The 26,255-nt window shown below is 55.5% G+C and carries 29 protein-coding genes; 23 read left to right on the top strand and 6 right to left on the bottom strand.

The features are described 5' to 3' along the window. The first annotated feature begins 9 nt into the window (after positions 1 to 9). From pdxB to hisP, 15 genes are all read left to right on the top strand, one after another. The gene (gene pdxB, locus ABFI50_RS02635; protein WP_045269240.1) at positions 10 to 1,146 is read left to right on the top strand and encodes a 4-phosphoerythronate dehydrogenase PdxB; all 1,137 of its coding nucleotides are present in this window, start codon (positions 10 to 12) and stop codon (positions 1,144 to 1,146) included. A 67-nt stretch (positions 1,147 to 1,213) separates the two neighbouring features. After that, on the top strand, positions 1,214 to 2,227 hold the full coding sequence (locus ABFI50_RS02630; protein WP_023330985.1) for an aspartate-semialdehyde dehydrogenase: 1,014 nt from the start codon (positions 1,214 to 1,216) through the stop codon (positions 2,225 to 2,227). Further along, the gene (gene truA / locus ABFI50_RS02625) at positions 2,227 to 3,039 is read left to right on the top strand and encodes a tRNA pseudouridine(38-40) synthase TruA (RefSeq protein WP_014884669.1); all 813 of its coding nucleotides are present in this window, start codon (positions 2,227 to 2,229) and stop codon (positions 3,037 to 3,039) included. Before ABFI50_RS02630 ends, truA begins: the two co-directional genes overlap by 1 nt. 28 nt (positions 3,040 to 3,067) lie before the next feature. Beyond that, positions 3,068 to 3,727, top strand: coding sequence for a DedA family protein (locus ABFI50_RS02620; protein WP_014884668.1), 660 nt, complete (start codon positions 3,068 to 3,070; stop codon positions 3,725 to 3,727). Positions 3,728 to 3,881: 154 nt separating this feature from the next. Continuing rightward, positions 3,882 to 4,787 carry an acetyl-CoA carboxylase, carboxyltransferase subunit beta gene (accD, locus tag ABFI50_RS02615; protein ID WP_014884667.1) on the top strand — a complete coding sequence of 302 codons (906 nt, stop codon included), beginning with the start codon at positions 3,882 to 3,884 and terminating at the stop codon, positions 4,785 to 4,787. 70 nt (positions 4,788 to 4,857) lie between these two features. Beyond that, on the top strand, positions 4,858 to 6,126 hold the full coding sequence (gene folC, locus ABFI50_RS02610; RefSeq protein ID WP_063943738.1) for a bifunctional tetrahydrofolate synthase/dihydrofolate synthase: 1,269 nt from the start codon (positions 4,858 to 4,860) through the stop codon (positions 6,124 to 6,126). After that, positions 6,116 to 6,802 (top strand): cell division protein DedD, encoded by a 687-nt coding sequence (gene dedD / locus ABFI50_RS02605; RefSeq protein WP_248189216.1) that lies wholly within the window; start codon positions 6,116 to 6,118, stop codon positions 6,800 to 6,802. Before folC ends, dedD begins: the two co-directional genes overlap by 11 nt. A 218-nt stretch (positions 6,803 to 7,020) precedes the next feature. After that, the gene (gene cvpA / locus ABFI50_RS02600) at positions 7,021 to 7,509 is read left to right on the top strand and encodes a colicin V production protein (RefSeq protein ID WP_000262116.1); all 489 of its coding nucleotides are present in this window, start codon (positions 7,021 to 7,023) and stop codon (positions 7,507 to 7,509) included. A gap of 33 nt (positions 7,510 to 7,542) precedes the next feature. Continuing rightward, positions 7,543 to 9,060: an amidophosphoribosyltransferase gene (gene purF, locus ABFI50_RS02595; protein ID WP_014884664.1), complete on the top strand. Its 1,518-nt coding sequence runs from the start codon at positions 7,543 to 7,545 to the stop codon at positions 9,058 to 9,060. An 89-nt stretch (positions 9,061 to 9,149) separates the two neighbouring features. Beyond that, on the top strand, positions 9,150 to 9,719 hold the full coding sequence (locus tag ABFI50_RS02590) for a UbiX family flavin prenyltransferase (protein WP_213783757.1): 570 nt from the start codon (positions 9,150 to 9,152) through the stop codon (positions 9,717 to 9,719). A gap of 290 nt (positions 9,720 to 10,009) precedes the next feature. After that, positions 10,010 to 10,792: a lysine/arginine/ornithine ABC transporter substrate-binding protein ArgT gene (gene argT / locus ABFI50_RS02585; RefSeq protein WP_014884662.1), complete on the top strand. Its 783-nt coding sequence runs from the start codon at positions 10,010 to 10,012 to the stop codon at positions 10,790 to 10,792. 226 nt (positions 10,793 to 11,018) lie between these two features. Beyond that, positions 11,019 to 11,801, top strand: a complete 783-nt coding sequence (hisJ, locus tag ABFI50_RS02580) for a histidine ABC transporter substrate-binding protein HisJ (protein ID WP_008502592.1) — start codon at positions 11,019 to 11,021, stop codon at positions 11,799 to 11,801. An 88-nt stretch (positions 11,802 to 11,889) separates the two neighbouring features. Continuing rightward, positions 11,890 to 12,576 carry a histidine ABC transporter permease HisQ gene (locus ABFI50_RS02575; RefSeq protein WP_014884661.1) on the top strand — a complete coding sequence of 229 codons (687 nt, stop codon included), beginning with the start codon at positions 11,890 to 11,892 and terminating at the stop codon, positions 12,574 to 12,576. Further along, positions 12,573 to 13,289, top strand: a complete 717-nt coding sequence (locus tag ABFI50_RS02570; protein WP_008502590.1) for an ABC transporter permease — start codon at positions 12,573 to 12,575, stop codon at positions 13,287 to 13,289. The genes ABFI50_RS02575 and ABFI50_RS02570 overlap by 4 nt, the downstream gene beginning before the upstream one ends. Before the next feature lie 8 nt (positions 13,290 to 13,297). Continuing rightward, on the top strand, positions 13,298 to 14,071 hold the full coding sequence (gene hisP / locus ABFI50_RS02565) for a histidine ABC transporter ATP-binding protein HisP (protein ID WP_014884660.1): 774 nt from the start codon (positions 13,298 to 13,300) through the stop codon (positions 14,069 to 14,071). 122 nt (positions 14,072 to 14,193) lie between these two features. Here hisP and ABFI50_RS02560 read toward each other — a convergent pair whose 3' ends face one another. The 4 genes from ABFI50_RS02560 to yfcG all read right to left on the bottom strand — a co-directional run bounded on the left by ABFI50_RS02560 (position 14,194) and on the right by yfcG (position 16,728). After that, positions 14,194 to 14,703 carry a GNAT family N-acetyltransferase gene (locus ABFI50_RS02560; RefSeq protein ID WP_176260717.1) on the bottom strand — a complete coding sequence of 170 codons (510 nt, stop codon included), beginning with the start codon at positions 14,701 to 14,703 and terminating at the stop codon, positions 14,194 to 14,196. Between the two features lie 44 nt (positions 14,704 to 14,747). Beyond that, a complete protein-coding gene (locus ABFI50_RS02555) occupies positions 14,748 to 15,641 on the bottom strand; it encodes a TIGR01777 family oxidoreductase (protein WP_248217242.1) in 894 nt (297 codons plus the stop codon). A 13-nt stretch (positions 15,642 to 15,654) separates the two neighbouring features. After that, positions 15,655 to 16,023: a dihydroneopterin triphosphate 2'-epimerase gene (gene folX, locus ABFI50_RS02550; RefSeq protein ID WP_023330977.1), complete on the bottom strand. Its 369-nt coding sequence runs from the start codon at positions 16,021 to 16,023 to the stop codon at positions 15,655 to 15,657. Between the two features lie 75 nt (positions 16,024 to 16,098). Then, entirely contained in the window at positions 16,099 to 16,728 is a 630-nt protein-coding gene (gene yfcG, locus ABFI50_RS02545) for a GSH-dependent disulfide bond oxidoreductase (protein ID WP_014884653.1), read from the bottom strand. A gap of 141 nt (positions 16,729 to 16,869) precedes the next feature. On the opposite strand from yfcG, the gene yfcF reads away from it, so the two are divergent. Genes yfcF through yfcD form a run of 3 tightly spaced genes read left to right on the top strand, consistent with a single transcriptional unit; the run spans position 16,870 to position 18,744 of the window. Further along, on the top strand, positions 16,870 to 17,514 hold the full coding sequence (gene yfcF, locus ABFI50_RS02540; RefSeq protein ID WP_032635979.1) for a glutathione transferase: 645 nt from the start codon (positions 16,870 to 16,872) through the stop codon (positions 17,512 to 17,514). A gap of 56 nt (positions 17,515 to 17,570) precedes the next feature. Continuing rightward, positions 17,571 to 18,122: a phosphodiesterase gene (yfcE, locus tag ABFI50_RS02535; RefSeq protein WP_014884651.1), complete on the top strand. Its 552-nt coding sequence runs from the start codon at positions 17,571 to 17,573 to the stop codon at positions 18,120 to 18,122. Positions 18,123 to 18,177: 55 nt separating this feature from the next. Beyond that, on the top strand, positions 18,178 to 18,744 hold the full coding sequence (yfcD, locus tag ABFI50_RS02530; RefSeq protein WP_006811396.1) for an NUDIX hydrolase YfcD: 567 nt from the start codon (positions 18,178 to 18,180) through the stop codon (positions 18,742 to 18,744). A gap of 3 nt (positions 18,745 to 18,747) precedes the next feature. Here the strand turns inward: yfcD and ABFI50_RS02525 are convergent, their stop codons facing one another. Continuing rightward, entirely contained in the window at positions 18,748 to 19,767 is a 1,020-nt protein-coding gene (locus tag ABFI50_RS02525) for a LacI family DNA-binding transcriptional regulator (protein WP_014884650.1), read from the bottom strand. A 233-nt stretch (positions 19,768 to 20,000) separates the two neighbouring features. Here ABFI50_RS02525 and ABFI50_RS02520 point away from each other — a divergent pair, with 233 nt between their 5' ends. The 5 genes from ABFI50_RS02520 to ABFI50_RS02500 all read left to right on the top strand — a co-directional run bounded on the left by ABFI50_RS02520 (position 20,001) and on the right by ABFI50_RS02500 (position 23,982). Further along, positions 20,001 to 20,444: a PTS sugar transporter subunit IIA gene (locus ABFI50_RS02520; protein ID WP_014884649.1), complete on the top strand. Its 444-nt coding sequence runs from the start codon at positions 20,001 to 20,003 to the stop codon at positions 20,442 to 20,444. Positions 20,445 to 20,523: 79 nt separating this feature from the next. Further along, positions 20,524 to 20,796 (top strand): PTS sugar transporter subunit IIB, encoded by a 273-nt coding sequence (locus ABFI50_RS02515; RefSeq protein ID WP_014884648.1) that lies wholly within the window; start codon positions 20,524 to 20,526, stop codon positions 20,794 to 20,796. Between the two features lie 21 nt (positions 20,797 to 20,817). Next, positions 20,818 to 22,209, top strand: a complete 1,392-nt coding sequence (locus ABFI50_RS02510; protein ID WP_347485278.1) for a PTS ascorbate transporter subunit IIC — start codon at positions 20,818 to 20,820, stop codon at positions 22,207 to 22,209. Further along, positions 22,206 to 23,036, top strand: a complete 831-nt coding sequence (locus tag ABFI50_RS02505; RefSeq protein WP_347485276.1) for a transketolase — start codon at positions 22,206 to 22,208, stop codon at positions 23,034 to 23,036. Before ABFI50_RS02510 ends, ABFI50_RS02505 begins: the two co-directional genes overlap by 4 nt. Next, positions 23,029 to 23,982, top strand: a complete 954-nt coding sequence (locus ABFI50_RS02500) for a transketolase family protein (protein WP_347485274.1) — start codon at positions 23,029 to 23,031, stop codon at positions 23,980 to 23,982. The genes ABFI50_RS02505 and ABFI50_RS02500 overlap by 8 nt, the downstream gene beginning before the upstream one ends. A 114-nt stretch (positions 23,983 to 24,096) precedes the next feature. On the opposite strand, the gene pta is transcribed toward ABFI50_RS02500, so the two are convergent. Further along, positions 24,097 to 26,238: a phosphate acetyltransferase gene (pta, locus tag ABFI50_RS02495; RefSeq protein ID WP_347485272.1), complete on the bottom strand. Its 2,142-nt coding sequence runs from the start codon at positions 26,236 to 26,238 to the stop codon at positions 24,097 to 24,099. Positions 26,239 to 26,255 lie beyond the last annotated feature (17 nt).

The raw sequence follows: 26,255 nt of genomic DNA, 5'->3' as shown, positions 1-26,255 counted from the left end.
TACTCAGACGTGAAAATCCTCGTTGATGAAAATATGCCTTATGCCCGTGAGCTGTTTAGCCGCCTGGGTAATGTTAAGGCTGTCCCTGGTCGCCCGATCCCGGTCAACGAACTGGATGACGCAGACGCGCTGATGGTGCGCTCGGTGACCAAAGTAAATGCGTCGTTGCTCGCCGGAAAAGCGATTAAGTTTGTCGGAACCGCAACGGCAGGGACCGATCATGTGGATGACCAATGGCTGAAGCAGGCGGGGATCGGCTTTTCCGCCGCGCCCGGCTGTAATGCTATTGCCGTCGTGGAATATGTCTTCTCCTCTTTGCTGATGCTGGCCGAGCGCGACGGTTTTGTGCTGAAAGACCGCACCGTGGGGATCGTCGGGGTGGGTAACGTGGGTGGACGCCTGCAAAAGCGCCTGGAGGCGTTAGGTATTCGCACGCTGCTGTGCGACCCGCCGCGTAAAGACAACGGTGAGGAAGGGGATTTCCGCTCGCTGGATGAGCTGGTTGAACAGTGCGATGTGCTGACGTTCCACACGCCGCTGTTTAAAGAGGGCCCCTATACGTCCCTGCATCTTGCCGATGAAGCACTGATCCGTCGTCTGAAGGCTGGCACTATTCTGATAAATGCCTGCCGTGGCCCGGTGGTGGACAACGCCGCGCTGCTGAAATGTCTGAATGAAGGACAAGACCTCCGCGTTGTGCTGGACGTCTGGGAGCCGGAGCCGGATCTTAACGTTGAACTGCTTAACAAGGTGGACGTAGCCACTGCGCATATCGCGGGCTATACGCTTGAAGGCAAAGCCCGCGGCACAACGCAGGTGTTTGAAGCCTACAGCACGTTTATTGGCCATCCGCAGCAGGTGGCGCTGGATACCTTACTTCCCGCACCTGAATTTGGCCGCATTACCCTGCATGGCCCGCTCGATCAGGCAACGCTGAAAAGGCTGGTGCATTTGGTGTATGATGTGCGCCGCGATGATGCGCTGCTGCGTAAAGTGGCGGGGATCCCGGGTGAATTTGACAAGCTGCGTAAGAACTATGTTGAGCGCCGCGAGTGGTCGTCCCTGTATGTGATGTGCGACGACGCAACGGCCGCGACGCTGCTGAAAAAACTGGGTTTTAACGCCGTTCATCACCCGGCGCATTAATGTCTTCTTAATGCTCCCTGTCGGATACTCCGGCAGGGACGCTTTTTTATTTCTGGAGTAAACCACCATGTCTGAAGGCTGGAACATTGCCATTTTAGGTGCCACCGGTGCCGTGGGCGAAGCCCTGCTCGAAACCCTTGCTGAGCGTCAGTTCCCGGTGGGCGATATCTATGCGCTGGCGCGTACCGATAGTGCGGGTGAGCATCTGCGCTTTAACGGTAAATCCGTCATGGTCCAGGATGCGGCTGCGTTTGACTGGACCCAGGCGCAGCTGGCATTTTTCGCCGCGGGTGCTGAAGCCACGGCGTCTTACATCGAAGAGGCGACCAATTCAGGTTGCCTGGTGATCGACCTGAGCGGTCTGTTCGCCATGGAGCCGGACGTGCCGCTGGTGGTGCCGGATGTCAACCCGTATGTCCTGGCTGACTACCGTAACCGTAATATCATCGCGGTACCGAACAGTCTGACCAGCCAGCTGCTGACCGCGCTGAAACCGCTGATTGACGACGGTGGCCTGTCGCGTATCACCGTCACCAGCCTGCTGTCTGCCTCCGCAAATGGCAAAAAGGCCGTCGATGCGCTGGCCGGGCAGAGCGCGAAGCTGCTGAACGGTATCCCGATTGATGAGGATGATTTCTTCGGTCGCCAGCTGGCGTTCAACATGCTGCCACTGCTGCCGGATCGTGAAGGTTCCGTGCGCGAAGAGCGCCGTATCGTCGATGAAGCGCGCAAAATTCTGCAGGATGAGGGGCTGATGATTTCCGCAAACGTCGTGCAGTCGCCGGTATTCTACGGTCACGCGCAGATGGTAGGTTTTGAAGCCCTGCGCCCGCTGGCGGCGGAAGAAGCGCGCGATGCGTTTGGCCGCGGTGAAGATATCGTACTTTCCGAAGAGAGTGAGTTTCCGACGCAGGTCGGTGACGCCACCGGTAGCGCCCATCTTTCAGTCGGTTGCGTGCGGAACGATTACGGTATGCCGGAGCAGGTTCAGTTCTGGTCCGTTGCGGACAACGTTCGTTTTGGCGGCGCGCTGATGGCGGTCAAAATTGCTGAGAAACTGGTGCAGGAGTACCTGTACTGATGTCAGAAGTGGAACAAAAGCCGGTTCATAAAATTGCCCTCGGTATCGAGTACGATGGCAGTAAATATTATGGCTGGCAGCGTCAGAATGAGGTGCGTAGCGTCCAGGAAAAGCTGGAGAAAGCGCTCTCTCAGGTGGCAAACGAGCCGATTAACGTTCTGTGCGCAGGCCGAACGGATGCGGGTGTTCACGGTACCGGGCAGGTGGTCCACTTTGAAACCACTGCCGTGCGCAAAGATGCCGCCTGGACGCTGGGTGTAAATGCGAATTTACCTGGTGACATTGCGGTGCGTTGGGTGAAAGCTGTGCCGGATGATTTTCACGCGCGCTTCAGCGCGACGGCGCGTCGCTACCGCTATGTCATCTACAACCAGCGTCTGCGTCCGGCGGTGCTAAGCCAGGGCGTAACGCATTTTTATGAACCGCTCGATGCTGAACGCATGCATCGTGCCGCGCAGTGTCTGATTGGTGAAAATGACTTTACGTCGTTTCGTGCGGTGCAATGTCAGTCCCGTACGCCGTGGCGTAACGTTATGCACATAAACGTCAGCCGTTTTGGCGCGTATGTGGTGGTGGATATCAAAGCCAATGCCTTTGTACATCATATGGTGCGGAATATTGTAGGCAGCCTGATGGAAGTGGGTGCCGGACACCAGCCGGAGAGCTGGATTGCAGACCTGCTGGCAGCGAAGGACAGAACGCTTGCGGCAGCCACGGCGAAAGCAGAAGGACTGTATCTGGTTGCGGTAGACTATCCGGATCGGTTTGACCTGCCAAAACCGCCAATGGGCCCGCTGTTTTTAGCGGACTAAACAAAGGTGCAATTAAGGCTTAGACAATATGGACGTAATACGTTTTCTGATTGATTTCATTCTGCATATTGATGTTCACCTGGCGGAACTGGTCGCGCAGTATGGCGTCTGGGTTTATGCCATCCTGTTCCTCATTCTGTTCTGTGAAACCGGTCTGGTCGTTACCCCCTTCCTGCCGGGGGACTCCCTGCTGTTTGTTGCGGGTGCGTTATCGGCCCTACCGACCAATGATTTGAACGTGCATCTGATGGTGGTGTTGATGGTGATTGCCGCAATTATCGGGGATGCCGTCAACTATACCATTGGCCGGGTGTTCGGTGAGCGCTTGTTCAGCAATCCTGATTCTAAAATTTTCCGTCGCAGCTATTTGGATAAAACCCATGCGTTTTATGAACGTCATGGCGGAAAAACCATTATCCTTGCGCGTTTTGTGCCTATTGTGCGCACATTTGCACCGTTTGTGGCGGGAATGGGGCATATGTCCTATCGTCATTTTGCGATGTATAACGTCGTGGGCGCGCTGCTGTGGGTGCTGTTGTTTACCTATGCAGGCTACCTGTTTGGCGACTTGCCGGTGGTTCAGGAAAACCTTAAGTTACTGATTGTAGCGATTATTGTGCTTTCCGTACTGCCTGGCGTTATCGAGATTATTCGTCACAAACGCGCGGCGGCAAAGCAAGCGAAGTAAATGCACGCTGGCGGTTCGACCACTTTTTTATCCAAAGTTTCGGGCTGTTATGTTTTAATGTGCAACATTCATGGTCTGTTGGAGGCAAAAATGGCATTATTCGCCTCTTATAGCAAAACTGGCATACGACCAGGTTCAGGCAGAAAGGTTATCAATGAGCTGGATTGAACGAATTAAAAGCAACATTACCCCAACGCGCAAAGCGAGCATTCCTGAAGGGGTATGGACGAAGTGTGATAGCTGCGGCCAGGTTCTGTACCGTGCAGAGCTGGAACGCAATCTTGAAGTGTGTCCGAAGTGTGACCACCATATGCGTATGTCGGCGCGTAACCGCCTGCATAGCCTGCTGGACGAAGGTTCACTGGTAGAACTGGGCAGCGAGCTTGAGCCAAAAGATGTGCTGAAGTTCCGCGATTCCAAAAAATACAAAGATCGTCTGGCCTCTGCACAGAAAGAGACTGGCGAGAAAGACGCGCTGATCGTCATGAAAGGCACCCTGCATGAAATGCCGGTTGTCGCCGCGGCGTTTGAGTTCTCCTTTATGGGTGGCTCAATGGGCTCTGTCGTGGGCGCACGTTTTGTGCGTGCCGTTGAGCAAGCGCTGGAAGATAACTGCCCGCTGATCTGCTTCTCTGCCTCTGGCGGAGCACGTATGCAGGAAGCGCTGATGTCTCTGATGCAGATGGCGAAAACCTCTGCGGCGCTGGCGAAAATGCAGGAACGCGGTCTGCCTTACATTTCCGTGCTGACCGACCCAACCATGGGAGGCGTCTCTGCAAGCTTCGCGATGCTGGGCGATCTGAACATTGCTGAGCCAAAAGCACTGATCGGTTTCGCTGGTCCTCGCGTCATTGAGCAAACCGTTCGTGAAAAACTGCCGCCGGGCTTCCAGCGCAGTGAGTTCCTCATTGAGAAAGGCGCCATCGATATGATCGTCCGCCGTCCGGAAATGCGCCTGAAACTGGCAAGCGTTCTGGCGAAGCTGATGAATCTGCCCGCGCCAAACCCGGATGAGCCGCGCGAAGGGGTGGTGGTACCGGATCAGGAACCCGAGGCCTGATAACTGAAAAGGGCAGGGCCAGATGGCGCTGCCCTTTTGCTTTATAACCTGCTAATGACAACCGGGCATCATGGAAAATAAAAGCATTCCTCAAGCCACGTCGCCCCTGGCCGCGTGGCTTTCTTATCTGGAAAACCTGCACAGTAAAACCATTGATATGGGGCTTGAGCGCGTAAGCCAGGTTGCCGCGCGTCTGGGCGTGCTGAAACCTGCGCCTTTCGTTTTCACCGTCGCAGGCACCAACGGTAAAGGCACTACCTGCCGTACGCTGGAATCCGTCCTGATGGCGGCGGGTTACAAGGTAGGCGTTTACAGCTCACCACACCTGGTACGTTACACTGAGCGGGTTCGCGTGCAGAACAGCGAGCTGCCGGAATCGGCGCATACGGCGTCTTTCGCGGAAATCGAAGCCGCGCGAGGTGATATCTCGTTAACCTATTTCGAGTACGGCACGCTTTCGGCATTGTGGCTGTTCAAACAGGCGCAGCTGGATGTGGTGATTCTGGAAGTGGGTCTTGGCGGGCGGCTTGATGCCACCAATATGGTGGATGCGGACGTGGCGGTGGTCACCAGTATCGCGCTGGACCATATCGACTGGCTGGGGCCGGATCGTGAAAGCATTGGTCGCGAGAAGGCCGGTATTTTCCGGGCGAATAAACCCGCCGTGGTCGGTGAGCCGGATATGCCGCACACTATTGCTGACGTGGCCCAGGAGAAGGGCGCTCTGTTGCTGCGCCGTGGCGTTGACTGGCAATATGAGGTTCAGGATAACGGCTGGCGTTTTAGCGATGCGCAGGGAGTGCTGGACAACCTGCCGCTGCCGCAGGTGCCACAGCCTAACGCGGCAACCGCGCTGGCGGCATTGCGCGCCAGCGGATTAGCGGTCAGCGATCAGGCGATCCGCGACGGCATTCAGAATGCGCTGCTGCCGGGACGTTTTCAGATAGTGAGTGAGTCACCGCGCCTGATCCTGGACGTGGCGCACAACCCACACGCAGCGGCGTACCTCGCAGGACGTCTCAAATCGTTACCAAAAACCGGGCGCGTGCTGGCGGTTATCGGTATGCTTCATGATAAAGATATCGGTGGCACGCTGGCCTGCATGGAGAGTGTGGTCGATAGCTGGTATTGTGCTCCTCTTGAGGGGCCGCGTGGTGCGACGGCCGAGCAGTTGATGGAACATCTCGGCAAAGGCGCAATCTATAGTAGCGTGGCTCAGGCCTGGCATGCCGCGATGGCGGATGCTAAACCAGAAGATACCGTGCTGGTGTGTGGCTCTTTCCACACGGTGGCACATGTCATGGAAGTGATGGACGCGGGGAGAACCGGTGGCGAGTAAGTTTCAGAACCGTTTAACAGGAACCATTGTGCTGGTCGCGCTCGGGGTGATTATTCTTCCCGGGCTGCTCGACGGGCAGAAAAAGCATTATCAGGACGAGTTTGCAGCCATTCCGCTGGTGCCGAAACCGGGCGACCGTGATGAACCGGATATGCTGCCTGCGGCGACACAGGCGCTGCCTGCCCAGCCGCCGGAAGGGGCGGCTGAAGAAGTTCGCGCGGGCGATGCCGCTGCGCCGTCGCTCGACCCGTCGCGTCTGGCGGCGAATAACAACATCGAGATTGATCCGGTACCGGTAGAGAAGCCGAAGCCTGTTGAAAAACCGAAGCAGGTAGAGAAACCGCAGCCGAAGCCAACGCGTGATAAAGCGGCAGAGCAACTGGCTGCAGCGTCAGAAACCCCTCCGCCAGCGAAGCAAGACGCAGCCCCGACCGGCAAAGCCTATGTTGTGCAACTGGGCGCGTTGAAAAACGCCGATAAAGTTAACGAGGTCGTGGGTAAACTGCGCAGCGCGGGCTATCGTGTTTACACTTCACCTTCCACGCCGGTGCAGGGTAAAATTACCCGTATCCTTGTGGGGCCGGAAGCGTCTAAAGATAAGCTGAAAGGCTCGCTGGGTGAACTGAAGCAGATCTCCGGTCTGAGCGGTGTGGTGATGAACTATAGCGCGAACTGATAAGATCTCCCCCTCACCCTAACCCTCGCCCTCAAGGGAGAGGGCCGGGGTGAGGGGGAGAAGACGTCCACAGAGATGTCAAAAGGACCGTGGCGTTGATTATTTTTTCAGCGCCTTTTTTATTTACGCGCGGGAAGGAAATCCCTACGCAAACGTTTTCTTTTTCTGTTAGAATTCGCCCCGAACTGGATGACAGGGCGTTAAATCGTGGGACACATATGGTCTGGATTGATTACGCCATCATTGCGGTGATTGGTTTTTCCTGTCTGGTTAGCCTGATCCGTGGCTTTGTTCGTGAAGCGTTATCGCTGGTGACTTGGGGTTGTGCTTTCTTTGTTGCCAGTCATTACTACACTTACCTGTCTGTCTGGTTCACGGGCTTTGAAGATGAACTGGTCCGAAATGGAATCGCCATCGCGGTGCTGTTTATCGCGACGCTGATTGTTGGTGCTATCGTCAATTACGTGATAGGTCAGCTGGTCGAGAAAACCGGTCTGTCAGGAACGGACAGGGTACTCGGGATCTGTTTCGGGGCGTTGCGAGGTGTGCTGATTGTGGCCGCCATCCTGTTCTTCCTGGATACCTTCACCGGGTTCTCCAAAAGTGAAGACTGGCAGAAATCGCAGCTCATTCCTGAGTTCAGCTTCATCATCAGATGGTTCTTTGACTATCTGCAAAGCTCGTCGAGTTTTTTGCCCAGGGCATAAACCCTGAGATGTGGCTTAACGAGGAAAAGACGAATGTGCGGTATTGTCGGTATCGCCGGTTTCATGCCGGTAAACCAGTCGATTTATGACGCGTTAACGGTGCTTCAGCACCGTGGGCAGGATGCTGCGGGTATCATCACCATTGATGCAAACAACTGCTTCCGTTTACGTAAGGCGAATGGCCTGGTAAACGATGTGTTTGAAGCCCGCCATATGCAGCGTCTGCAAGGTAATATGGGGATCGGTCACGTTCGTTATCCTACTGCTGGCAGTTCCAGCGCCTCTGAGGCACAGCCTTTCTACGTCAACTCACCGTATGGCATCACCCTTGCCCATAACGGCAACCTGACCAACGCCCATGAGCTGCGTAAAAAGCTGTTCGAAGAGAAACGTCGCCACATTAACACCACCTCTGATTCTGAAATCCTGCTCAACGTGTTCGCCAGCGAGCTGGATAACTTCCGTCACTACCCGCTGGAAGCAGACAATATCTTTGCTGCCATTGCTGCGACCAACCGCCAGATCCGCGGTGCATACGCCTGCGTGGCGATGATTATCGGTCACGGTATGGTTGCCTTCCGCGATCCAAACGGCATTCGTCCGCTGGTGCTGGGCAAGCGCGACCTTGGCGATGGCCGTACCGAATATATGGTTGCCTCTGAGAGCGTGGCGCTGGATACCCTGGGCTTCGAATTCCTGCGTGACGTTGCGCCGGGCGAAGCGGTGTATATCACCGAGAAGGGCCAGCTGTTTACCCGTCAGTGTGCCGACAACCCGGTCAGCAACCCGTGCCTGTTTGAATACGTCTATTTCGCCCGCCCGGACTCCTTCATCGACAAGATTTCCGTCTACAGCGCGCGCGTAAATATGGGCACGAAGCTCGGTGAGAAGATTGCTCGCGAATGGGACGATCTCGACATCGACGTGGTTATTCCTATCCCGGAAACCTCCTGCGATATCGCTCTGGAAATTGCCCGTATTCTGGATAAACCTTACCGTCAGGGCTTCGTGAAGAACCGCTACGTTGGCCGCACCTTCATCATGCCGGGCCAGCACCTGCGCCGTAAGTCTGTACGTCGTAAACTGAACGCCAACCGCGCCGAATTCCGTGATAAGAACGTTCTGCTGGTGGATGACTCCATCGTGCGTGGTACCACCTCTGAGCAGATTATCGAGATGGCGCGCGAAGCGGGGGCGAAGAAAGTGTATCTGGCGTCTGCCGCACCGGAAATTCGCTTCCCGAACGTGTACGGCATCGATATGCCAACCGCCAATGAGCTGATTGCGCACGGTCGCGAAGTGGACGAAATTCGTCAGATTATCGGCGCCGATGGCCTGATTTTCCAGGATCTGAACGATCTTATCGACGCGGTGCGCGCCGAGAACCCGGAGATTCAGCAGTTCGAATGCTCCGTGTTTAACGGCGTCTATGTGACCAAAGACGTCGACCAGCAGTACCTTGACTATCTTGATTCGCTGCGCAACGACGATGCGAAAGCCGTTCAGCTGCAAAACGATCTCGAAAGTTTAGAGATGCACAACGAAGGTTGATCTCTCTGCAGGTGAGGGCGCTCGCCCTCACTTGCAACTCCCCGCGAAATCCTGCACAGTCTGCCCTGAAATCAGTAAGGGCGAAAATCATGAAACGACTCATTGTTGGGCTCAGCGGTGCCAGTGGCGCTATTTACGGCGTACGTCTGCTGCAGGTTTTGCGCGACGTAGCGGAAGTCGAAACCCATCTGGTGATGAGCCAGGCGGCGCGACAAACCCTCTCCCTTGAAACCGATCTCTCCCTGCGTGATGTTCAGGCACTGGCCGACGTCGTTCACGACGTGCGCGATATCGCCGCCAGCATCTCCTCAGGCTCGTTTAAAACCGCTGGCATGGTGATCCTGCCCTGTTCAATTAAAACGCTCTCCGGCATTGTGAACAGCTATACCGACACGCTGGTAACGCGCGCGGCGGATGTCGTGCTGAAGGAACGTCGCCCGCTGGTGCTTTGCGTGCGGGAAACGCCGCTACATCTGGGGCATTTGCGCCTGATGACCCAGGCCGCCGAGCTGGGCGCCGTGATCATGCCGCCGGTACCGGCGTTTTATCATCGCCCGCAGTCGCTGGATGATGTGATCAACCAGACCGTCAACCGCGTGCTGGATCAGTTTGATATCGACCTGCCGGAAGATCTCTTCACCCGCTGGCAGGGAGCCTGATTCTGTGCACACATGCTGTGCATGAAAAGAGACGTTGCCCTGTTTCAGGGCAATTATGCAACGGCGATCATATCCTCGACATTTAATTCGTTTTTTCCCTTTTTCTCTCTCCGGTTCGTTCGGCAGACCTGCTATCTTTCACCATTAAGGCAATATCGCAACGTTTTATTAACATATTTAACGTCGAAGTTTTGACCAGACGGCAATGTGGCATAAGACCTGCAAGAGAAGCCTGCAACACAACACACAACACAATACATAATAAAATCACGGTACTTGAGGGTAAATGTATGAAGAAGACGGTTCTGGCTCTGTCTTTGCTGGTGGGGTTAAGTGCGGCGGCAGGTAGCTATGCAGCGCTTCCACAGACGGTTCGTATCGGTACAGACGCAACCTACGCGCCATTCTCTTCCAAGGATGCGAAAGGCGATTTCGTGGGGTTTGATATCGATCTGGGAAATGAAATGTGCAAACGCATGCAGGTAAAATGCACATGGGTGGGCAGCGACTTTGACGCATTAATTCCGTCGCTGAAAGCCAAGAAAATCGACGCCATTATCTCTTCTCTCTCTATCACCGAAAAACGTCAGCAGGAGATTGCCTTCTCTGACAAGCTCTACGCCGCTGATTCACGTCTGATTGCTGCTAAAGGCTCCCCGATCCAGCCGACCATCGACTCGCTGAAAGGCAAGCATGTTGGCGTGCTCCAGGGGTCAACGCAGGAAGGTTATGCCAATGCCAACTGGCGCGAGAAGGGTGTCGACGTGGTTGCCTATCAGAATCAGGATCTGATTTACTCTGACCTGTCGGCGGGCCGTCTGGATGCTGCATTCCAGGATGAAGTCGCCGCGAGCGAAGGCTTCCTGAAGCAGCCAGCCGGGAAAGACTACGCTTTTGCAGGCCCGTCCGTGAAAGACAAAAAATACTTTGGTGACGGCACCGGTATTGGCCTGCGTAAGGATGATACCGAGCTGAAAGCCGCCTTTGACAAAGCGTTTACAGAGCTGCGTAAAGACGGTACTTACGACAAACTGGCGAAGAAATACTTCGACTTCAACGTCTACGGTGACTGAGACCTGACGGTGATGCACTGAAAAGAGGCATCAGGCGAAGGGGTGATCCAGTATGGTGCGTTAAATGCACTATATTGGATCGCTTTGTGCATACTTACGCATTTATAATGCAAAATATCCCGGCCCGAAGGCATTAATCTTTGCCTGAAGGTGGGGATTAATGGCACATTAGCACCACCCCGTCGTCGTAAAAATCCCGTATGAAGACAGTTTGTTGAGGACAAATATGAAAAAACTCGTGTTGTCACTATCTCTGGTGCTGGCCTTTTCCAGCGCCACCGCGGCATTCGCAGCCATTCCGCAGAAAATCCGTATTGGTACTGATCCAACCTATGCGCCGTTTGAATCGAAGAATTCAAAGGGTGAGCTGGTGGGTTTTGACATCGATCTGGCCAATGAGCTGTGCAAACGCATCAAAGCGCAATGTACCTACGTTGAGAACCCGCTGGACGCGCTTATCCCATCCCTGAAAGCAAAAAAAATCGACGTAATTATGTCCTCGCTCTCCATCACTGAAAAACGCCAGCAGGAGATTGCCTTCACCGACAAACTCTACGCGGCCGATTCACGTCTGGTAGTGGCGAAGTCTTCTGATATTCAGCCAACGCTTGAGTCGCTGAAGGGCAAACGCGTGGGCGTGCTGCAGGGCACCACCCAGGAAACCTACGGTAACGAACACTGGGCGCCGAAGGGGATCGAAATTGTCTCCTATCAGGGCCAGGAAAATATTTACGCAGACCTGACGGCCGGCCGTATTGATGCGGCATTCCAGGATGAAGTCGCGGCAAGCGAAGGCTTCCTGAAAACGCCGGTGGGCAAAGATTACAAGTTCGGCGGTCCGTCCATTAAGGATGTGAAGTTGTTCGGTGTGGGTACCGGTATGGGCCTGCGCAAAGAAGACAACGAACTGCGCGAAGCGCTGAACAAAGCGTTTGCGGAAATGCGCGCTGACGGTACCTATGACAAGCTGGCGAAAAAGTACTTTGATTTCAATGTGTACGGCGGCTAATCGCTCCGTCAAATAACGTGCGGCCCCTCCCGATGCGGGAGGGGAAAAGACACGGTTTCACCACTCACGATACGACAGGGCTCGCGGTATGCTGTACGGATTTTCTGGCGTCATTTTACAGGGCGCGCTTGTCACCCTTGAGCTGGCTATCAGCTCCGTGGTGCTGGCGGTGCTGATAGGTCTGGCAGGCGCAGGGGCGAAGCTTTCGGCTAACAAACCGCTGGCGCTCATTTTTGAAGGCTATACCACGCTCATTCGCGGCGTACCCGATCTGGTGCTGATGCTGCTCATCTTTTATGGTCTGCAGATTGCGTTAAACAGCGTAACGGATGCGATGGGACTGGGACAAATTGATATCGACCCGATGGTGGCCGGTATTATTACCCTCGGTTTTATCTACGGTGCCTACTTCACCGAAACCTTCCGCGGTGCTTATATGGCCGTGCCGAAAGGTCACATTGAGGCGGCAACCGCATTTGGTTTTACCTCTTCACAAACGTTTCGCCGGATCATGTTCCCGGCCATGATGCGCTATGCGCTGCCGGGCATTGGTAACAACTGGCAGGTTATCCTCAAAGCGACGGCGCTGGTCTCTTTGCTCGGTCTGGAAGATGTGGTCAAAGCCACTCAGCTGGCAGGTAAAAGCACCTGGGAGCCCTTCTACTTTGCGGTGGTCTGTGGCGTGATCTATCTGGTCTTTACGACCGTCTCCAATGGTGTGCTGCTTCTGCTTGAGCGTCGCTACTCCGTGGGTGTGAAGAGGGCTGACCTGTGATTGAGATTATTCAGGAATACTGGAAATCCCTGCTGTGGACGGATGGCTATCGCTTTACCGGCGTGGCGATCACGCTGTGGCTGCTGATTTCGTCCGTGGTGATGGGCGGCATTCTGGCGGTGTTTCTCGCCATTGGCCGCGTGTCGAACAATAAATTTATTCAGTTCCCCATCTGGCTGTTTACCTACGTCTTTCGCGGTACGCCGCTGTACGTGCAACTGCTGGTCTTCTATTCAGGCATGTACACGCTGGAAATCGTAAAAGGCACGGAAATGCTGAATGCGTTCTTCCGTAGCGGCCTGAACTGTACGGTGCTGGCGTTGACGCTCAACACCTGTGCCTATACCACCGAGATCTTCGCCGGGGCTATTCGTTCCGTGCCTTATGGCGAGATTGAAGCGGCGCGGGCGTATGGCTTTTCGTCGGTAAAACTTTACCGCTGCATTATTCTGCCATCGGCGCTGCGTATTGCGCTGCCTGCGTACAGCAACGAAGTGATTCTGATGCTGCACTCCACTGCGCTTGCCTTTACCGCGACGGTGCCGGATCTGCTCAAAATCGCGCGCGATATTAACTCCGCGACCTATCAGCCGTTTACCGCGTTTGGCATTGCGGCGGTGCTCTATTTAATTATCTCTTATGTCTTGATTAGCCTGTTCCGCAAGGCTGAAAAACGCTGGTTGCAGCATATAAAACCTTCTTCGACGCACTGAGAAAGATGATGGCTGAGAACAAATTAAACGTTATTGATTTGCACAAACGCTACGGCGAACATGAAGTGCTGAAAGGGGTGTCGCTGCAGGCGAATGCAGGCGACGTAATCAGTATCATCGGCTCATCCGGCTCGGGTAAAAGTACCTTCCTGCGCTGCATTAACTTCCTCGAAAAACCGAGTGAAGGCTCGATTGTGGTGAGCGGGCAGAATATTAATCTGATACGCGATAAAGACGGCCAGCTGAAGGTGGCGGATAAGAATCAGCTGCGTCTGCTGCGCACGCGTCTGACCATGGTGTTCCAGCACTTCAACCTCTGGAGCCACATGACGGTGCTGGAGAACGTGATGGAAGCGCCGATTCAGGTGCTGGGCCTGAGCAAACAGGAAGCCCGCGAGCGCGCGGTGAAATACCTGGCGAAAGTGGGTATCGACGAGCGTCAGCAGATGAAATACCCGGTGCACCTCTCCGGCGGTCAGCAGCAACGTGTCTCCATCGCCCGCGCGCTGGCGATGGAACCCGAAGTGCTGCTGTTCGATGAACCGACCTCAGCGCTGGATCCTGAACTCGTTGGCGAAGTGCTGCGCATCATGCAGAAGCTGGCCGAAGAGGGCAAAACGATGGTGGTGGTGACGCACGAGATGGGCTTTGCCCGTAACGTTTCTAACCACGTCATCTTCCTGCATCAGGGCAAAATTGAAGAGCAGGGCCATCCGGACGACGTCTTAGCGAATCCGCAAAGCCCGCGTCTGCAGCAGTTCCTGAAAGGCTCCCTGAAATAACGGGGGTTTTCCCTCTCCCCGTGGGAGAGGGTTGGGATGAGGGCATCAGACCGCAGTACAGCCCAATCGCCCGGTGGCGCTTCGCTTACCGGGCCTACAAAAACCGCAGTGCCGCCCGGCATTCAGACCGCACCACACTCCAGCCGATAGACCCAGTCGTCATACCGCACCCCATTAATTTCATATGCCTTTTCCAGTACCTGTGTACGCACAAACCCGGCTTTCTCCAGCACGCGCACCGACCCGCCGTTATCCGCCAGCACAAACGCTTTAATGGCCTTCACGCCGGTCTGGTTAAAGGCGTAATCACACACCGCGCGCAGCGCCTCGCTGGCAATACCTTTCCCCTGCGCAGCAGGCACAACCGTATAGCCGATATCTGCCTCTTCATGATTCGCCGGGCTAATTTGCAGGCCAATATCGCCAAGCGGGGTCTCCTCATCCCGAAAACGGATCACGAAAACATGCTCGGCCATCAGGCGCGCGGCAAACACGCGTCGGGTCTCTTTTTCCGGCGCGATGGCGGACATATAGCGCATGATGTCGCGGTTTTCACGCAGCGAGCGGAAGAAGGCCCAGTCGGTGGGTTCGAAAGGGGTGAGATGAAGCCGGGGAGTGGTGATGGTTGCCATTGTTACGTCATTTCATCGGAACATGGCGTACAACTGTAACATATTCACCGCACCACATCCCCCAGCGCCTCTTCTAAGTCATACCAGCGGAACGTGAACCCCGCCGCTTCCAGCCGTTTGGGTAGCGCCCGTTGTCCGCCTAATACCAGCACGGACGCTTCACCCATCATCAGGCGAATCATCGTGGCAGGTACGCGCAATATCGCCGGGCGATGCAGGGCGTGCCCCAGAGCGTGAGCAAACTGTTCATTACGCACCGGATATGGCGCAACCATATTAAACGGTCCGCGCAGATCGTTATCCAGCAGCCAGAGAATGCCGTTGACCATATCGTCGATATGGATCCACGCCAGATACTGACGGCCGTTGCCAATGGGTCCACCGAGTCCCAGCTTAAAAGGCGGGAGCATTTTGCCCAAAATACCGCCATTCGGCGCCAGTACCACACCGGTACGCAGCAGGCAGACGCGGGTACGATCGCTTTGCGCCGCACAGGCGATGCGTTCCCACTGGGCACAGAGTTTATGGGTAAATTCGTTGTGGGGCGGCTCTTCCTCGGTCACCACCACTTCGCCAAGATCGCCGTAATAGCCCGTCGCTGAGCCCGAAATCAGCACCGACGGCGGCGTGTGGCTGTTGCGAATCAGCTCAACCAGCTTCTCGGTGATGTTCCAGCGGCTGCTGCAGAGCCGCTGTTTCTGCTCTTCGGTCCAGCGCTTATCGGCAATGGGTTCACCCGCGAGGTTGATGACGGCATCAAAGCCGTCCAGATTTTGCTGCTCAGCCAGCCCTTTCCAGATGTCGACGCCTGCGCCCAGCACCTGACGCGCTTTTTCCGGGCTGCGCGTCACCACGGTGATGTCATGATGCAGCGCCTGAAGACGCGCAATGAGATGGCGACCAATCAGGCCCGTACCGCCGGTCAGCAAAATCTTCATACAACCTCCAGGTTTATCCCTGGCGTCGCCAGCTTAACGTCATAGAGACGGAGTCGGCGTAGCGCAGGGCGTGAAGTTTATCGATCTCTACTTCAGCATAAGTGACCCAGTGATGATCGCGTGCGATATCGAGCACATCCTGAGTTAATTTCTCCAGCAGAGAGAAGCGGTTGTTCTCCACGTACTGAATGATGTTTTTGGTTATCGTGCGGTAGTTCAGCGCGTCATTGATGTCTTCGCTGGCCCGCGCTTTGTCGGCGGGATAGTGAATAACCACATTAATGACAATATCCTGACGGTTGGCAATCTCTTCCTCTTTGATACCGATGAAGGTACGCAAGCGTAAATTTTTTATACGAATAATAGCGTCTGGCTGTGACATTGCAGGTCTTCTCCGTGTCAGTAATTGCCGCCCATAATACATGAGAGGCTTGCAGGCACACAGCCTCCTATAAGGTTAAATCTGCTGGATTTTTTGCAGTGCGCGTTCGGTGGCCGGGCGGGTACGGATACGTTCAAACCAGTTGTTCACCGCCGGGTAGGACGCGAGATCAATCCGGTGTTTTTCATGGGTATTCACCCACGGCCAGCAGGCGATATCGGCAATGCTGTAATGATCTCCCCCAAGCCACGGCGTTTTTTCCAGCCGCTGGTTTAGCACGCCATACAGACGTTGCGTCTCCACCTGATAGCGTTCTATCGCATAAGGGATGGGCTGCGGGGCGTAAGCGGTAAAATGGTGATTCTGTCCCAGCATGGGCCCAAGTCCGCTCGCCTGCCAGAAGAGCCATTGCAAGGTATGGTGACGTTCACGCAGCTCCCCGCTCAGGAGTTTGCCGGTTTTCTCCGCCAGATAGAGCAAAATTTCGCCGGATTCAAACAGGCTCAACGGTCTTCCCCCGTCGGCCGGCTGATTGTCAATAATGGCCGGAATTTTATTGTTCGGCGAGATAGCCAGAAAGAGAGGACTGAACTGTTCACCTTTGCTGATATCCACGCGAATGATTCTGTAATCCAGTTCGGCTTCTTCGAGAAAGAGGGTGATCTTATGGCCGTTTGGGGTAGGGGCGTAATAAAGGTCAATCATTCTCAACTCCTGTCCATGCGAATAGTAGTGCCACGACAACTGAGTATAGGTAATTGTTGTAAATCGTGAGTTTTCATCAAGTGACAGCGGGGCAAAGAGATTATATGTTGAGTAAAAAACCGATCAGCCGATGAGGATGTTATGAACCAGCCCCTAATCACGTTGTGGTCCGATGCGAATTTCTTTTCCCCCTATGTCATGAGCGTATACGTTGCGCTGGCTGAAAAAGGGCTTACTTTTACGCTGAAGACCGTTGATCTCGACGGCGGGGAACATCTCAAACCGCAGTGGCAAGGTTACGATCTCACCCGACGCGTGCCGGTGCTGGAGGTTGACGGCTTTGCGCTGAGCGAATCATCAGCGATCGATGAATACCTGGAAGATCGTTTTGCGCCGCCCGAGTGGGAACGGATCTATCCACACGATCTGCAAAAACGCGCCCGTGCGCGGCAGATCCAGGCGTGGCTACGTAGCGACCTGGTGCCGATTCGTGTAGAGCGCTCGACGGATGTCGTGTTTGCCGGGGTGAAAAAGCCAGCTTTGAGCGCGGAAGGCACGAACAGCGCCCAAAAACTGATTGAAACGGCCACGTCGCTTCTCGCGCATGGCAATCCGAACCTGTTTGGTGAATGGTGCATTGCCGATACCGACCTGGCGCTGATGCTGAACCGCCTGATCCTCAACGGCGATGAAGTCCCTCAGCTGCTGGTGGATTATGCAGCGTTCCAGTGGCAGCGCGCCTCTGTGCAGCGCTATGTGGCACTCTCCGCTAAGCGCGCGGGCTGATAAGCCCTGACGCTTCAGGTATGATAAGGGCAGTGATTTTTCCGAGGGAGAGACGAATGAAATTGATGTTTGCGTCGGATATCCATGGATCGCTGCCCGCGACCGAGCGCGTGCTTTCTCTGTTTGCGCAAAGCGGCGCGCAATGGCTGGTGATTCTGGGGGATGTGTTAAACCATGGCCCGCGCAATGCGCTGCCGGAAGGCTATGCCCCTGCGCAGGTCGCGGAGAAGCTCAATCCGTTTGCCTCGCGCATCATTGCCGTGCGCGGTAACTGCGACAGCGAAGTCGACCAGATGCTACTGCACTTTCCCCTTACCGCTCCGTGGCAACAGGTACTGCTGGAAAACAGCCGCCTGTTCCTCACCCACGGGCACCTTTTCGGCCCGGATAATCTCCCGGCACTCGCGGCTGGCGATGTCCTGGTTTACGGTCATACTCATATTCCGGTGGCTGAAAAACGCGGTGAAATTTATCACGTTAACCCGGGGTCGGTCAGCATACCGAAAGGCGGATATCCTGCGAGCTATGGCATGCTGGATGGAAATACCCTGAGCGTTATCGCACTTAATGATCAGCAAGTTATTGCGCAGGTAGCGATTAATCCGTAAGTTACACCTCAACTGCAAACGCGCCGAAAGAGCGCTTAGACGAGAAGGTTTCCCGATGGTGGAGCAGAATCATTTGGCAAGTACTGAATGGGTTGACATTGTCAGCGAAGAAAATGAAGTGATCGCGCAGGCCAGCCGCGAACAAATGCGTGCAGAGCGTCTGCGTCACCGTGCAACCTACATTGTTGTGCATGACGGCATGGGCAAGATTCTGGTTCAGCGTCGCACGGACACGAAAGATTTTCTGCCAGGTATGCTGGATGCCACAGCGGGTGGTGTCGTGCAGGCCGATGAAGTGCTGCTGGATTCCGCGCGTCGTGAAGCGGAAGAAGAGTTAGGGATTGCCGGTGTGCCATTTGCTGAACACGGGCAGTTCTATTTCGAAGACGAACATTGCCGCGTCTGGGGCGGACTGTTTAGCTGCGTTTCCCACGGGCCTTTCGCCCTGCAGGAAGAAGAAGTGAGCGAAGTCTGCTGGATGACGCCGGAAGAGATTACCGCGCGTTGCGACGAGTTCACGCCGGATTCGTTAAAAGCACTGGCGCTGTGGATGACCCGCAACGCCAAAAACGAATCCGCTAAGCCGGAAAATAAAGCGGAAAAAGAGGAAGAGGCTGAATAAGCCTTAACAGCTTTCCCGCAGACACAGGCTGGACGCGATAGGTTTATGGTCGCGCCAGTCTCCATCATTCAGACGTTCCAGTAACGCTTTCCCGGCCTCAATTCCAATCTTTCGATGCGGTACCGCCATGGTCGTCAGCGGCGGCTGACAGACGCGGCTGACGTCGCTATCCCCAAAGCCTACGACGGCAAGATCGTCCGGCACTTTGATTCGCCGACGCTGACACTCATATAGCGCACCGCAGGCCAGTTCGTCTGAAACGCATACCAGCGCATCCAGCTCCGGCCACGCCAGCAGAAACTCAGGCAGCTGCGCCGCACCGGTCGAGAAGCTCGGCGGCATGGCGGCGTTAATTACCCGGTTCGGCGACAGATGATGGCGCAGCATCGCTTTGTACCAGCCCTGTAAATGCTGTTGAAAAATCCACTGTTCCTGGTTGGCGCACAGCAGGCCGATATTCTGGTAGCCGCGCTTAATAACCATTTCTGTTAGCTCATACATGGCCGCCACGTTATCAATCCCGATATTCATATCAATCGGGTCGGCGCGCATAGCACCCATCTCCATCACCGGGATGGAGGCATTTTTCAGCCAGTGGCGAACGGTGTCGGTATGCTCCACGCTGAGCAGGATCGCGGCGGCAATATTTGACGCCAGCAGCGTTTCCAGCAGCTTTTCCTCCTGTTCAAGACGATGCTGAGACTCGGCCAGCATGATCTGGTATCCGGCAGGCTGAAGCACCTGCTGTAGCCCGGCAAACATCTCTGAACACCCAGCTTCGGAAAGATTAGGAACAACCATTGCGATCGTCCATGACGACGCCGATGCCAGTGCGCTGGCGGCGAGATTGGGCATATAACCCAGTTCCTGCACCGCAGCTTCAATTTTTTCACGCAGTTTATCGGAAACCTGTTCCGGCGTGCGGAGCGCACGGGAGACGGTCATCGTGCCAACTCCGGCAAGCTGTGCGACATCCGCGAGCGTGACTTTTCCGGTACTGCGCCGTTTTCGGGTTAAAGACATACACCTTCCTGCTGACCAGACGCGTTCTTATTTCCTTCACTCCAGGTGACAGGCAGTATACGCCTTAAATCCCTTTTTTTGCTGTGATTTCACACGATGATGGCATTTTGATAGCGCTATCACACTTCTGCATGTTAATCGTTGGTAGCGCTATCTTTGTGACCGGGATCGCAGTCAAGGATTGATGGGTTGAATAAAGTTTGCTCATCTTTGGCGTGACGACGGAGTGAAAAGTGCTCAAAAAGTGGATATATGATACAACCATCACGCTTCAGGAGAGCGTTGAAAGCTGGCCGCAGGCGCTGGAGATATGCGCGAAACCGTTACTGGAGCTGCAGGTGATTGAACCGGAATACGTGACGGCAATCATTCAGCAGCACCATGCTTTAGGACCGTATTATGTGCTGGCACCAGGGCTGGCCATGCCGCATGCGCGGCCGGAAGAAGGCGCCAAAGGACTGGGGTTGTCATTACTAAAACTAAAACAGGGCGTCTCTTTTGGTGCCGGGGAGTTTGACCCTGTCGATGTCATTATTATGCTCGCGGCACCGGACAAACATAGCCATATCGAGATGATCTCATCGCTGGCAGAGTTATTTTCCAGCGACGAAGATATGGAAAAATTACATCAGGCGAATACCCTGGAGGACATTAAAACCATTATTGACCGCTTCTGATTTAATTCTTTAATCCGATTATTCACAACATTACGCGCCAGCGTGATGGGGCGTGCTCTACTCATAAAAGGGGACAACAATGAAAATCATGGCTATTTGTGGGTCTGGCCTGGGCAGCAGTTTTATGGTCGAAATGAACATTAAAAAGGTGCTCAAAAAGCTGGAAATTGACGCCGAGGTTGAACACTCCGATCTCTCCTCCGCCACGCCGGGCGCGGCTGACCTGTTCGTGATGGCAAAAGATATTGCCGCCAGCGCCAGCGTACCGGAAAGCCAACTGGTGGTGATCAATAACATCATTGATATCAACGAACTTGAAGCGCAACTGCGCGCCTGGTTCGAAAGACAATAATCCTGATAAGGCGAGGTGGATATGTTTATCCTTGAAACGCTGAATTTCGTTGTTGATATTTTAAAAGTCCCTTCGGTGCTGGTCGGATTAATTGCCTTGATCGGTCTGGTTGCGCAGAAAAAAGCGTTTTCAGATGTGGTGAAGGGAACCATTAAAACGATTCTTGGTTTTATTGTGCTGGGCGGTGGCGCCACGGTGCTGGTGGGGTCATTAAATCCATTGGGGGGTATGTTCGAGCACGCCTTTAATATTCAGGGCATCATTCCCAATAATGAAGCGATTGTTTCGATTGCGCTGGAAAAATACGGAGCCTCTACCGCGCTGATTATGGCGTTTGGGATGGTAGCGAATATTATCGTCGCGCGCTTTACCCGTCTGAAGTACATCTTCCTGACCGGGCACCACACGTTTTACATGGCGTGCATGATTGGCGTAATTCTCACCGTGGCGGGCTTTGAGGGGGTAGGGCTGGTCTTTACCGGATCGCTGATCCTCGGCCTGATTATGGCTTTCTTCCCGGCCATTGCGCAGCGTTACATGAAGCGCATCACCGGTAACGATGAGATCGCCTTCGGCCACTTCGGCACCCTGGGCTACGTGCTGTCCGGCTGGATTGGCAGCAAGGTCGGCAAAGGCTCTCGTTCAACCGAAGAGATGAACCTGCCGAAGAACCTGAGCTTCCTGCGCGACAGTTCGATCTCTATCTCCCTGACGATGATGATTATCTACCTGATCATGGCGGTGAGCGCCGGGCGGGAGTACGTCGAAGCCACCTTCAGCGGCGGTCAGAACTACCTGGTTTACGCCATTATCATGGCGATCACCTTCGCGGCGGGCGTTTTCATCATCCTGCAGGGCGTGCGCCTGATTCTGGCGGAAATCGTCCCGGCCTTTACCGGCTTCTCTGAAAAACTGGTGCCGAACGCACGCCCCGCGCTGGACTGCCCGGTGGTCTACCCCTATGCGCCAAATGCCGTGCTGATTGGCTTCCTGTTCAGCTTCCTCGGGGGAATTGTCGGGTTGTTCATCTGCGGGCAGTTCAACTGGGTGCTGATCCTCCCGGGCGTCGTGCCGCACTTCTTTACCGGTGCAACGGCGGGCGTGTTCGGTAATGCCACCGGCGGACGTCGCGGGGCAATGATAGGCGCCTTCGCCAATGGTCTGCTGATTACCTTCCTGCCGGTTCTGCTGCTGCCGGTGCTGGGCGCGATTGGCTTTGCTAACACCACCTTCTCGGACGCCGATTTCGGCGCGGTGGGGATTGTGCTCGGTAACCTGGCGCGCTTCATGTCACCGCTTGCCATCACCGGGCTGGTCGTGGCGCTGTTCGCGCTGCTGGTGGCCTACAACCTGTTTGCGAAAAACAAACCTGCGGGCGGTAACGCGCAGGAAAATACCGGAGCCAAATCATGAATGAGAATGAGATAACCGAGCTGGCGCGCCAGATTCGCCTTGAGACGCTGAAATCGCTGACGCAGCTCGGATTTGGACACTACGGCGGCAGCATGTCGGTGGTCGAAACGCTGGCCGTGCTGTACGGCGCGGTGATGAAAATCGACCCGGCGGATCCGGACTGGCCAGAGCGTGACTACTTTGTCCTGTCGAAAGGCCATGCGGGCCCGGCGCTGTACAGCACGCTGGCGATCAAGGGCTACTTCCCGGTGGAGGAGCTGGGCACCCTGAACCAGAACGGTACGCGCCTGCCGAGCCATCCGGATCGCCTGAAAACACGCGGCGTGGATGCGACCACCGGTTCGCTGGGGCAGGGGATTTCCATTGCCGGCGGGATGGCGCTATCGCACAAGCTCGCGGGGCGACCGAATCGGGTTTTCTGCATTGTCGGTGACGGCGAGCTGAACGAGGGACAGTGCTGGGAAGCCTTCCAGTTTATTGCCCATCATCGTCTGAACAATCTGACGGTATTCGTCGACTGGAACAAACAGCAACTGGATGGCGAACTGGATGAAATCATTTGCGCGTTTGACCTCGAAGGGAAATTCCGTGCCTTTGGTTTTGACGTGGTGACCGTGAAGGGAGACGACATTCCGGCGCTGCATGACGTGACGTCGCGCGTGCCGGCGAAAGACGCCCGCCCGCAGGTGGTGATCCTCGACAGCATTAAAGGGCAGGGGGTGCCGTATCTCGAACAGCTCAGCAATTCGCACCACCTGCGATTGACCGCGGAGAGCAAAGCGGCCCTCAACGAGACGATTCGCCAACTGGAGGCTTCACATGATTAAGGTTGCACCGGCAGGACAGAAAGACGCCGTTGAGATGCGCAAGGTCTACGCGGGCTTCGTGGCAAAGCAGATTGAGGCCGGAAGCGAGATTATCGCCCTGGAAGCGGACCTGATGAGTTCGATGGCGATGGACGGCGTGGCGCGCGATTATCCGCAGCACGTGATTAACTGCGGCATCATGGAGGCCAACGTGATCGGTACAGCTGCCGGGCTGTCGCTCACCGGTCGCAAACCGTTCGTGCATACGTTCACCGCGTTTGCCAGCCGACGCTGCTTCGACCAGCTGTTTATGTCCCTGGACTATCAGCGTAACAACGTGAAGGTGATAGCCTCGGATGCTGGCGTGACGGCCTGTCACAACGGCGGGACGCATATGTCGTTCGAGGATATGGGCATCGTGCGCGGTCTGGCGCACTCGGTGGTGATGGAGGTGACCGACGCGGTGATGTTTGACGATGTGCTGCGCCAGCTTATCGATCTGGAAGGCTTCTACTGGGTACGCACCATCCGTAAGCAGGCGCCGAGCGTGTATGCGCCGGGCTCAACCTTCACCATCGGCAAAGGCAACGTGCTGCGTGAGGGAAGCGATATTACGCTTATCGCCAATGGCATTATGGTAGCGGAAGCGCTGGAGGCGGCGCGTCAGCTGGAGCAGGAGGGGGTCAGTGCAGCGGTTATTGATATGTTCACCCTGAAGCCCATCGACCGTATGCTGGTGAAAAACTACGCTGAGAAAACCGGGCGCATCGTGACCTGTGAAAACCACAGCATTCACAACGGTCTTGGCTCGGCGGTGGCGGAAGTGCTGGTGGAAACCTGCCCGGTGCCAATGCGACGCGTGGGGGTCAAAGAGCGTTACGGTCAGGTGGGGACGCAGGACTTCCTGCAGAAGGAGTACGGCCTGACGGCACATGACATCGTGTCGGCGGCGCGAGAGCTGCTGTAATAAAAAAGGCGACCCTTTGTGGTCGCCTTTTTGTTGCCCGGTGGCGCTAGCGCTTACCGGGCCTACGGTCCTGTAGGCCGGATAAGCGAAGCGCCATCCGGCAAGACCTTACAATTACTGCTGCTGCGAAGACTGGATCGCCGTCAGCGCGATGGTATAGACGATATCGTCAACCAGCGCACCACGGGACAGGTCGTTCACAGGTTTGCGCATACCCTGCAGCATTGGCCCGATGGAGATCAGGTCTGCTGAACGCTGTACCGCTTTATAGGTGGTGTTACCGGTGTTCAGATCCGGGAAGATGAACACGGTAGCGCGACCTGCAACCGGAGAGTTCGGCGCTTTGGATTTTGCCACGTCAGCCATCACGGCGGCGTCGTACTGCAGCGGACCGTCGATCATCAGATCCGGACGTTTTTCCTGAGCAATACGGGTCGCTTCACGCACTTTCTCTACGTCGCTACCTGCACCAGAAGTACCGGTGGAGTAGGAGAGCATTGCAACGCGCGGCTCGATGCCGAAGGCAGTCGCGGAATCTGCGGACTGAATAGCGATCTCAGCCAGCTGCTCTGCGGTTGGATCCGGGTTGATCGCGCAGTCGCCGTAAACATAAACCTGTTCAGGCAGCAGCATGAAGAACACAGAGGAGACCAGAGAACTGCCCGGTGCGGTTTTGATCAGCTGCAGCGGTGGACGGATGGTGTTTGCGGTGGTGTGAACTGCACCGGAAACCAGACCGTCAACTTCGTCCTGCTCCAGCATCAGCGTACCCAGCACCACGTTGTCTTCCAGCTGCTCGCGCGCAACGGCTTCGGTCATGCCCTTGCTCTTACGCAGTTCAACCAGACGGGCAACGTAGCTTTCACGAACCACTTCAGGGTCAACGATTTCGATGCCCGCACCCAGCTCAACGCCCTGAGACGCCGCAACGCGGTTGATCTCATCCGGGTTACCCAGCAGCACACAGGTCGCGATGCCGCGCTCTGCACAGATAGCCGCCGCTTTAACGGTACGTGGCTCGTCACCTTCTGGCAGAACAACGCGTTTGCCCGCTTTACGCGCCAGCTCGGTCAGCTGGTAACGGAATGCAGGAGGAGACAGACGGCGGCTGCGCTCGGAGGTCGCGGTCAGGGATTCGATCCAGTCTGCGTTGATGTAACCTGCAACGTATTCCTGAACTTTCTCGATACGCTCGTGGTCATCAACCGGCACTTCCAGGTTGAAGCTCTGCAGGCTCAGGGAGGTCTGCCAGGTGTTGGTATTCACCATGAAGACCGGCAGGCCAGTGGCAAACGCGCGTTCGCACAGCTTGCTCACGCGTGGATCCATCTCGTAAGCGCCGGTCAGCAGGATGGCACCGATCTCTACGCCGTTCATCGCCGCCAGACACGCTGCAACCAGCACGTCCGGACGATCGGCAGACGTTACCAGCAGGGAACCTGCGCGGAAGTGTTCCAGCATGTGCGGAATGCTACGCGCACAGAAGGTCACGGACTTCACGCGGCGGGTATTGATATCGCCTTCGTTAACGATGGTCGCGTTCAGGTGACGCGCCATATCGATTGCACGGGTGGCAATCAGATCGAAGCTCCAGGGTACCGCGCCGAGAACAGGCAGCGGGCTGGAATCCTGCAGTTTCGCCGGATCAACTTTGACGACCTTCGCTTTGGAAGAGTCGTCGAAGATCTCAGACAGGTCTGGGCGAGTACGGCCCTGATCGTCAACCGGGGCGTTCAGTTTGTTCACGATCACGCCGGTGATGTTGGTGTTTTTCGTGCCGCCGAAGCTGCTGCGTGTCAGTTCGATACGCTCGTTCAGCTGTTCCGGGGTATCAGTGCCCTGGGACATGACGAAAACGATCTCTGCGTTCAGGGTTTTCGCGATTTCAAAGTTCAGAGACTGAGCAAACTGGTGTTTGCGCGTCGGGACCAGACCTTCAACCAGCACCACTTCTGCGTCCTGCGCATTTGCATGGTAGTTGGCGATGATCTCTTCCATCAAAACGTCTTTTTGGTTGCTGGAGAGCAGCGACTCAACGTGACTCATCTTCAGCGGTTCAGCCGCAGGCAGATTGGAGTTTTTGCGAACGATGGTGGTGGTCTGGTCAGGCGCATCGCCACCGGTACGAGGCTGGGCGATTGGCTTAAAGACGCTCAGACGAACGCCTTTGCGTTCCATAGCACGGATTACGCCAAGGCTGACGCTGGTCAGGCCGACGCTGGTTCCGGTAGGGATCAGCATAATAGTACGGGACACGGTTTATCCTCTTTCGT

It is taken from the genome of Enterobacter sp. HNDS-6, assembly GCF_039850505.1.
GTDB lineage: Bacteria > Pseudomonadota > Gammaproteobacteria > Enterobacterales > Enterobacteriaceae > Enterobacter > Enterobacter kobei.
The sequence above is the reverse complement of the archived record's forward strand: the minus strand, read 5'-3'. Positions and strand labels throughout refer to the sequence as shown.

Bases quoted from the DNA above. Each gene is read 5' to 3' on its own strand.
- purF (WP_014884664.1), top strand. From the start codon at position 7,543: ATGTGCGGTATTGTCGGTATCGCCGGTTTCATGCCGGTAAACCAGTCG.
- yfcF (WP_032635979.1), top strand. From the start codon at position 16,870: ATGAACCAGCCCCTAATCACGTTGTGGTCCGATGCGAATTTCTTTTCC.
- ABFI50_RS02505 (WP_347485276.1), top strand. From the start codon at position 22,206: ATGAATGAGAATGAGATAACCGAGCTGGCGCGCCAGATTCGCCTTGAG.
- hisJ (WP_008502592.1), top strand. From the start codon at position 11,019: ATGAAAAAACTCGTGTTGTCACTATCTCTGGTGCTGGCCTTTTCCAGC.
- folX (WP_023330977.1), bottom strand. From the start codon at position 16,023: ATGTCACAGCCAGACGCTATTATTCGTATAAAAAATTTACGCTTGCGT.
- folC (WP_063943738.1), top strand. From the start codon at position 4,858: ATGGAAAATAAAAGCATTCCTCAAGCCACGTCGCCCCTGGCCGCGTGG.
- accD (WP_014884667.1), top strand. From the start codon at position 3,882: ATGAGCTGGATTGAACGAATTAAAAGCAACATTACCCCAACGCGCAAA.
- cvpA (WP_000262116.1), top strand. From the start codon at position 7,021: ATGGTCTGGATTGATTACGCCATCATTGCGGTGATTGGTTTTTCCTGT.
- yfcE (WP_014884651.1), top strand. From the start codon at position 17,571: ATGAAATTGATGTTTGCGTCGGATATCCATGGATCGCTGCCCGCGACC.
- yfcG (WP_014884653.1), bottom strand. From the start codon at position 16,728: ATGATTGACCTTTATTACGCCCCTACCCCAAACGGCCATAAGATCACC.
- yfcD (WP_006811396.1), top strand. From the start codon at position 18,178: ATGGTGGAGCAGAATCATTTGGCAAGTACTGAATGGGTTGACATTGTC.
- argT (WP_014884662.1), top strand. From the start codon at position 10,010: ATGAAGAAGACGGTTCTGGCTCTGTCTTTGCTGGTGGGGTTAAGTGCG.
- ABFI50_RS02525 (WP_014884650.1), bottom strand. From the start codon at position 19,767: ATGTCTTTAACCCGAAAACGGCGCAGTACCGGAAAAGTCACGCTCGCG.
- ABFI50_RS02575 (WP_014884661.1), top strand. From the start codon at position 11,890: ATGCTGTACGGATTTTCTGGCGTCATTTTACAGGGCGCGCTTGTCACC.
- ABFI50_RS02500 (WP_347485274.1), top strand. From the start codon at position 23,029: ATGATTAAGGTTGCACCGGCAGGACAGAAAGACGCCGTTGAGATGCGC.
- ABFI50_RS02620 (WP_014884668.1), top strand. From the start codon at position 3,068: ATGGACGTAATACGTTTTCTGATTGATTTCATTCTGCATATTGATGTT.
- hisP (WP_014884660.1), top strand. From the start codon at position 13,298: ATGGCTGAGAACAAATTAAACGTTATTGATTTGCACAAACGCTACGGC.
- ABFI50_RS02590 (WP_213783757.1), top strand. From the start codon at position 9,150: ATGAAACGACTCATTGTTGGGCTCAGCGGTGCCAGTGGCGCTATTTAC.
- ABFI50_RS02510 (WP_347485278.1), top strand. From the start codon at position 20,818: ATGTTTATCCTTGAAACGCTGAATTTCGTTGTTGATATTTTAAAAGTC.
- truA (WP_014884669.1), top strand. From the start codon at position 2,227: ATGTCAGAAGTGGAACAAAAGCCGGTTCATAAAATTGCCCTCGGTATC.
- ABFI50_RS02630 (WP_023330985.1), top strand. From the start codon at position 1,214: ATGTCTGAAGGCTGGAACATTGCCATTTTAGGTGCCACCGGTGCCGTG.
- ABFI50_RS02515 (WP_014884648.1), top strand. From the start codon at position 20,524: ATGAAAATCATGGCTATTTGTGGGTCTGGCCTGGGCAGCAGTTTTATG.
- ABFI50_RS02560 (WP_176260717.1), bottom strand. From the start codon at position 14,703: ATGGCAACCATCACCACTCCCCGGCTTCATCTCACCCCTTTCGAACCC.
- ABFI50_RS02555 (WP_248217242.1), bottom strand. From the start codon at position 15,641: ATGAAGATTTTGCTGACCGGCGGTACGGGCCTGATTGGTCGCCATCTC.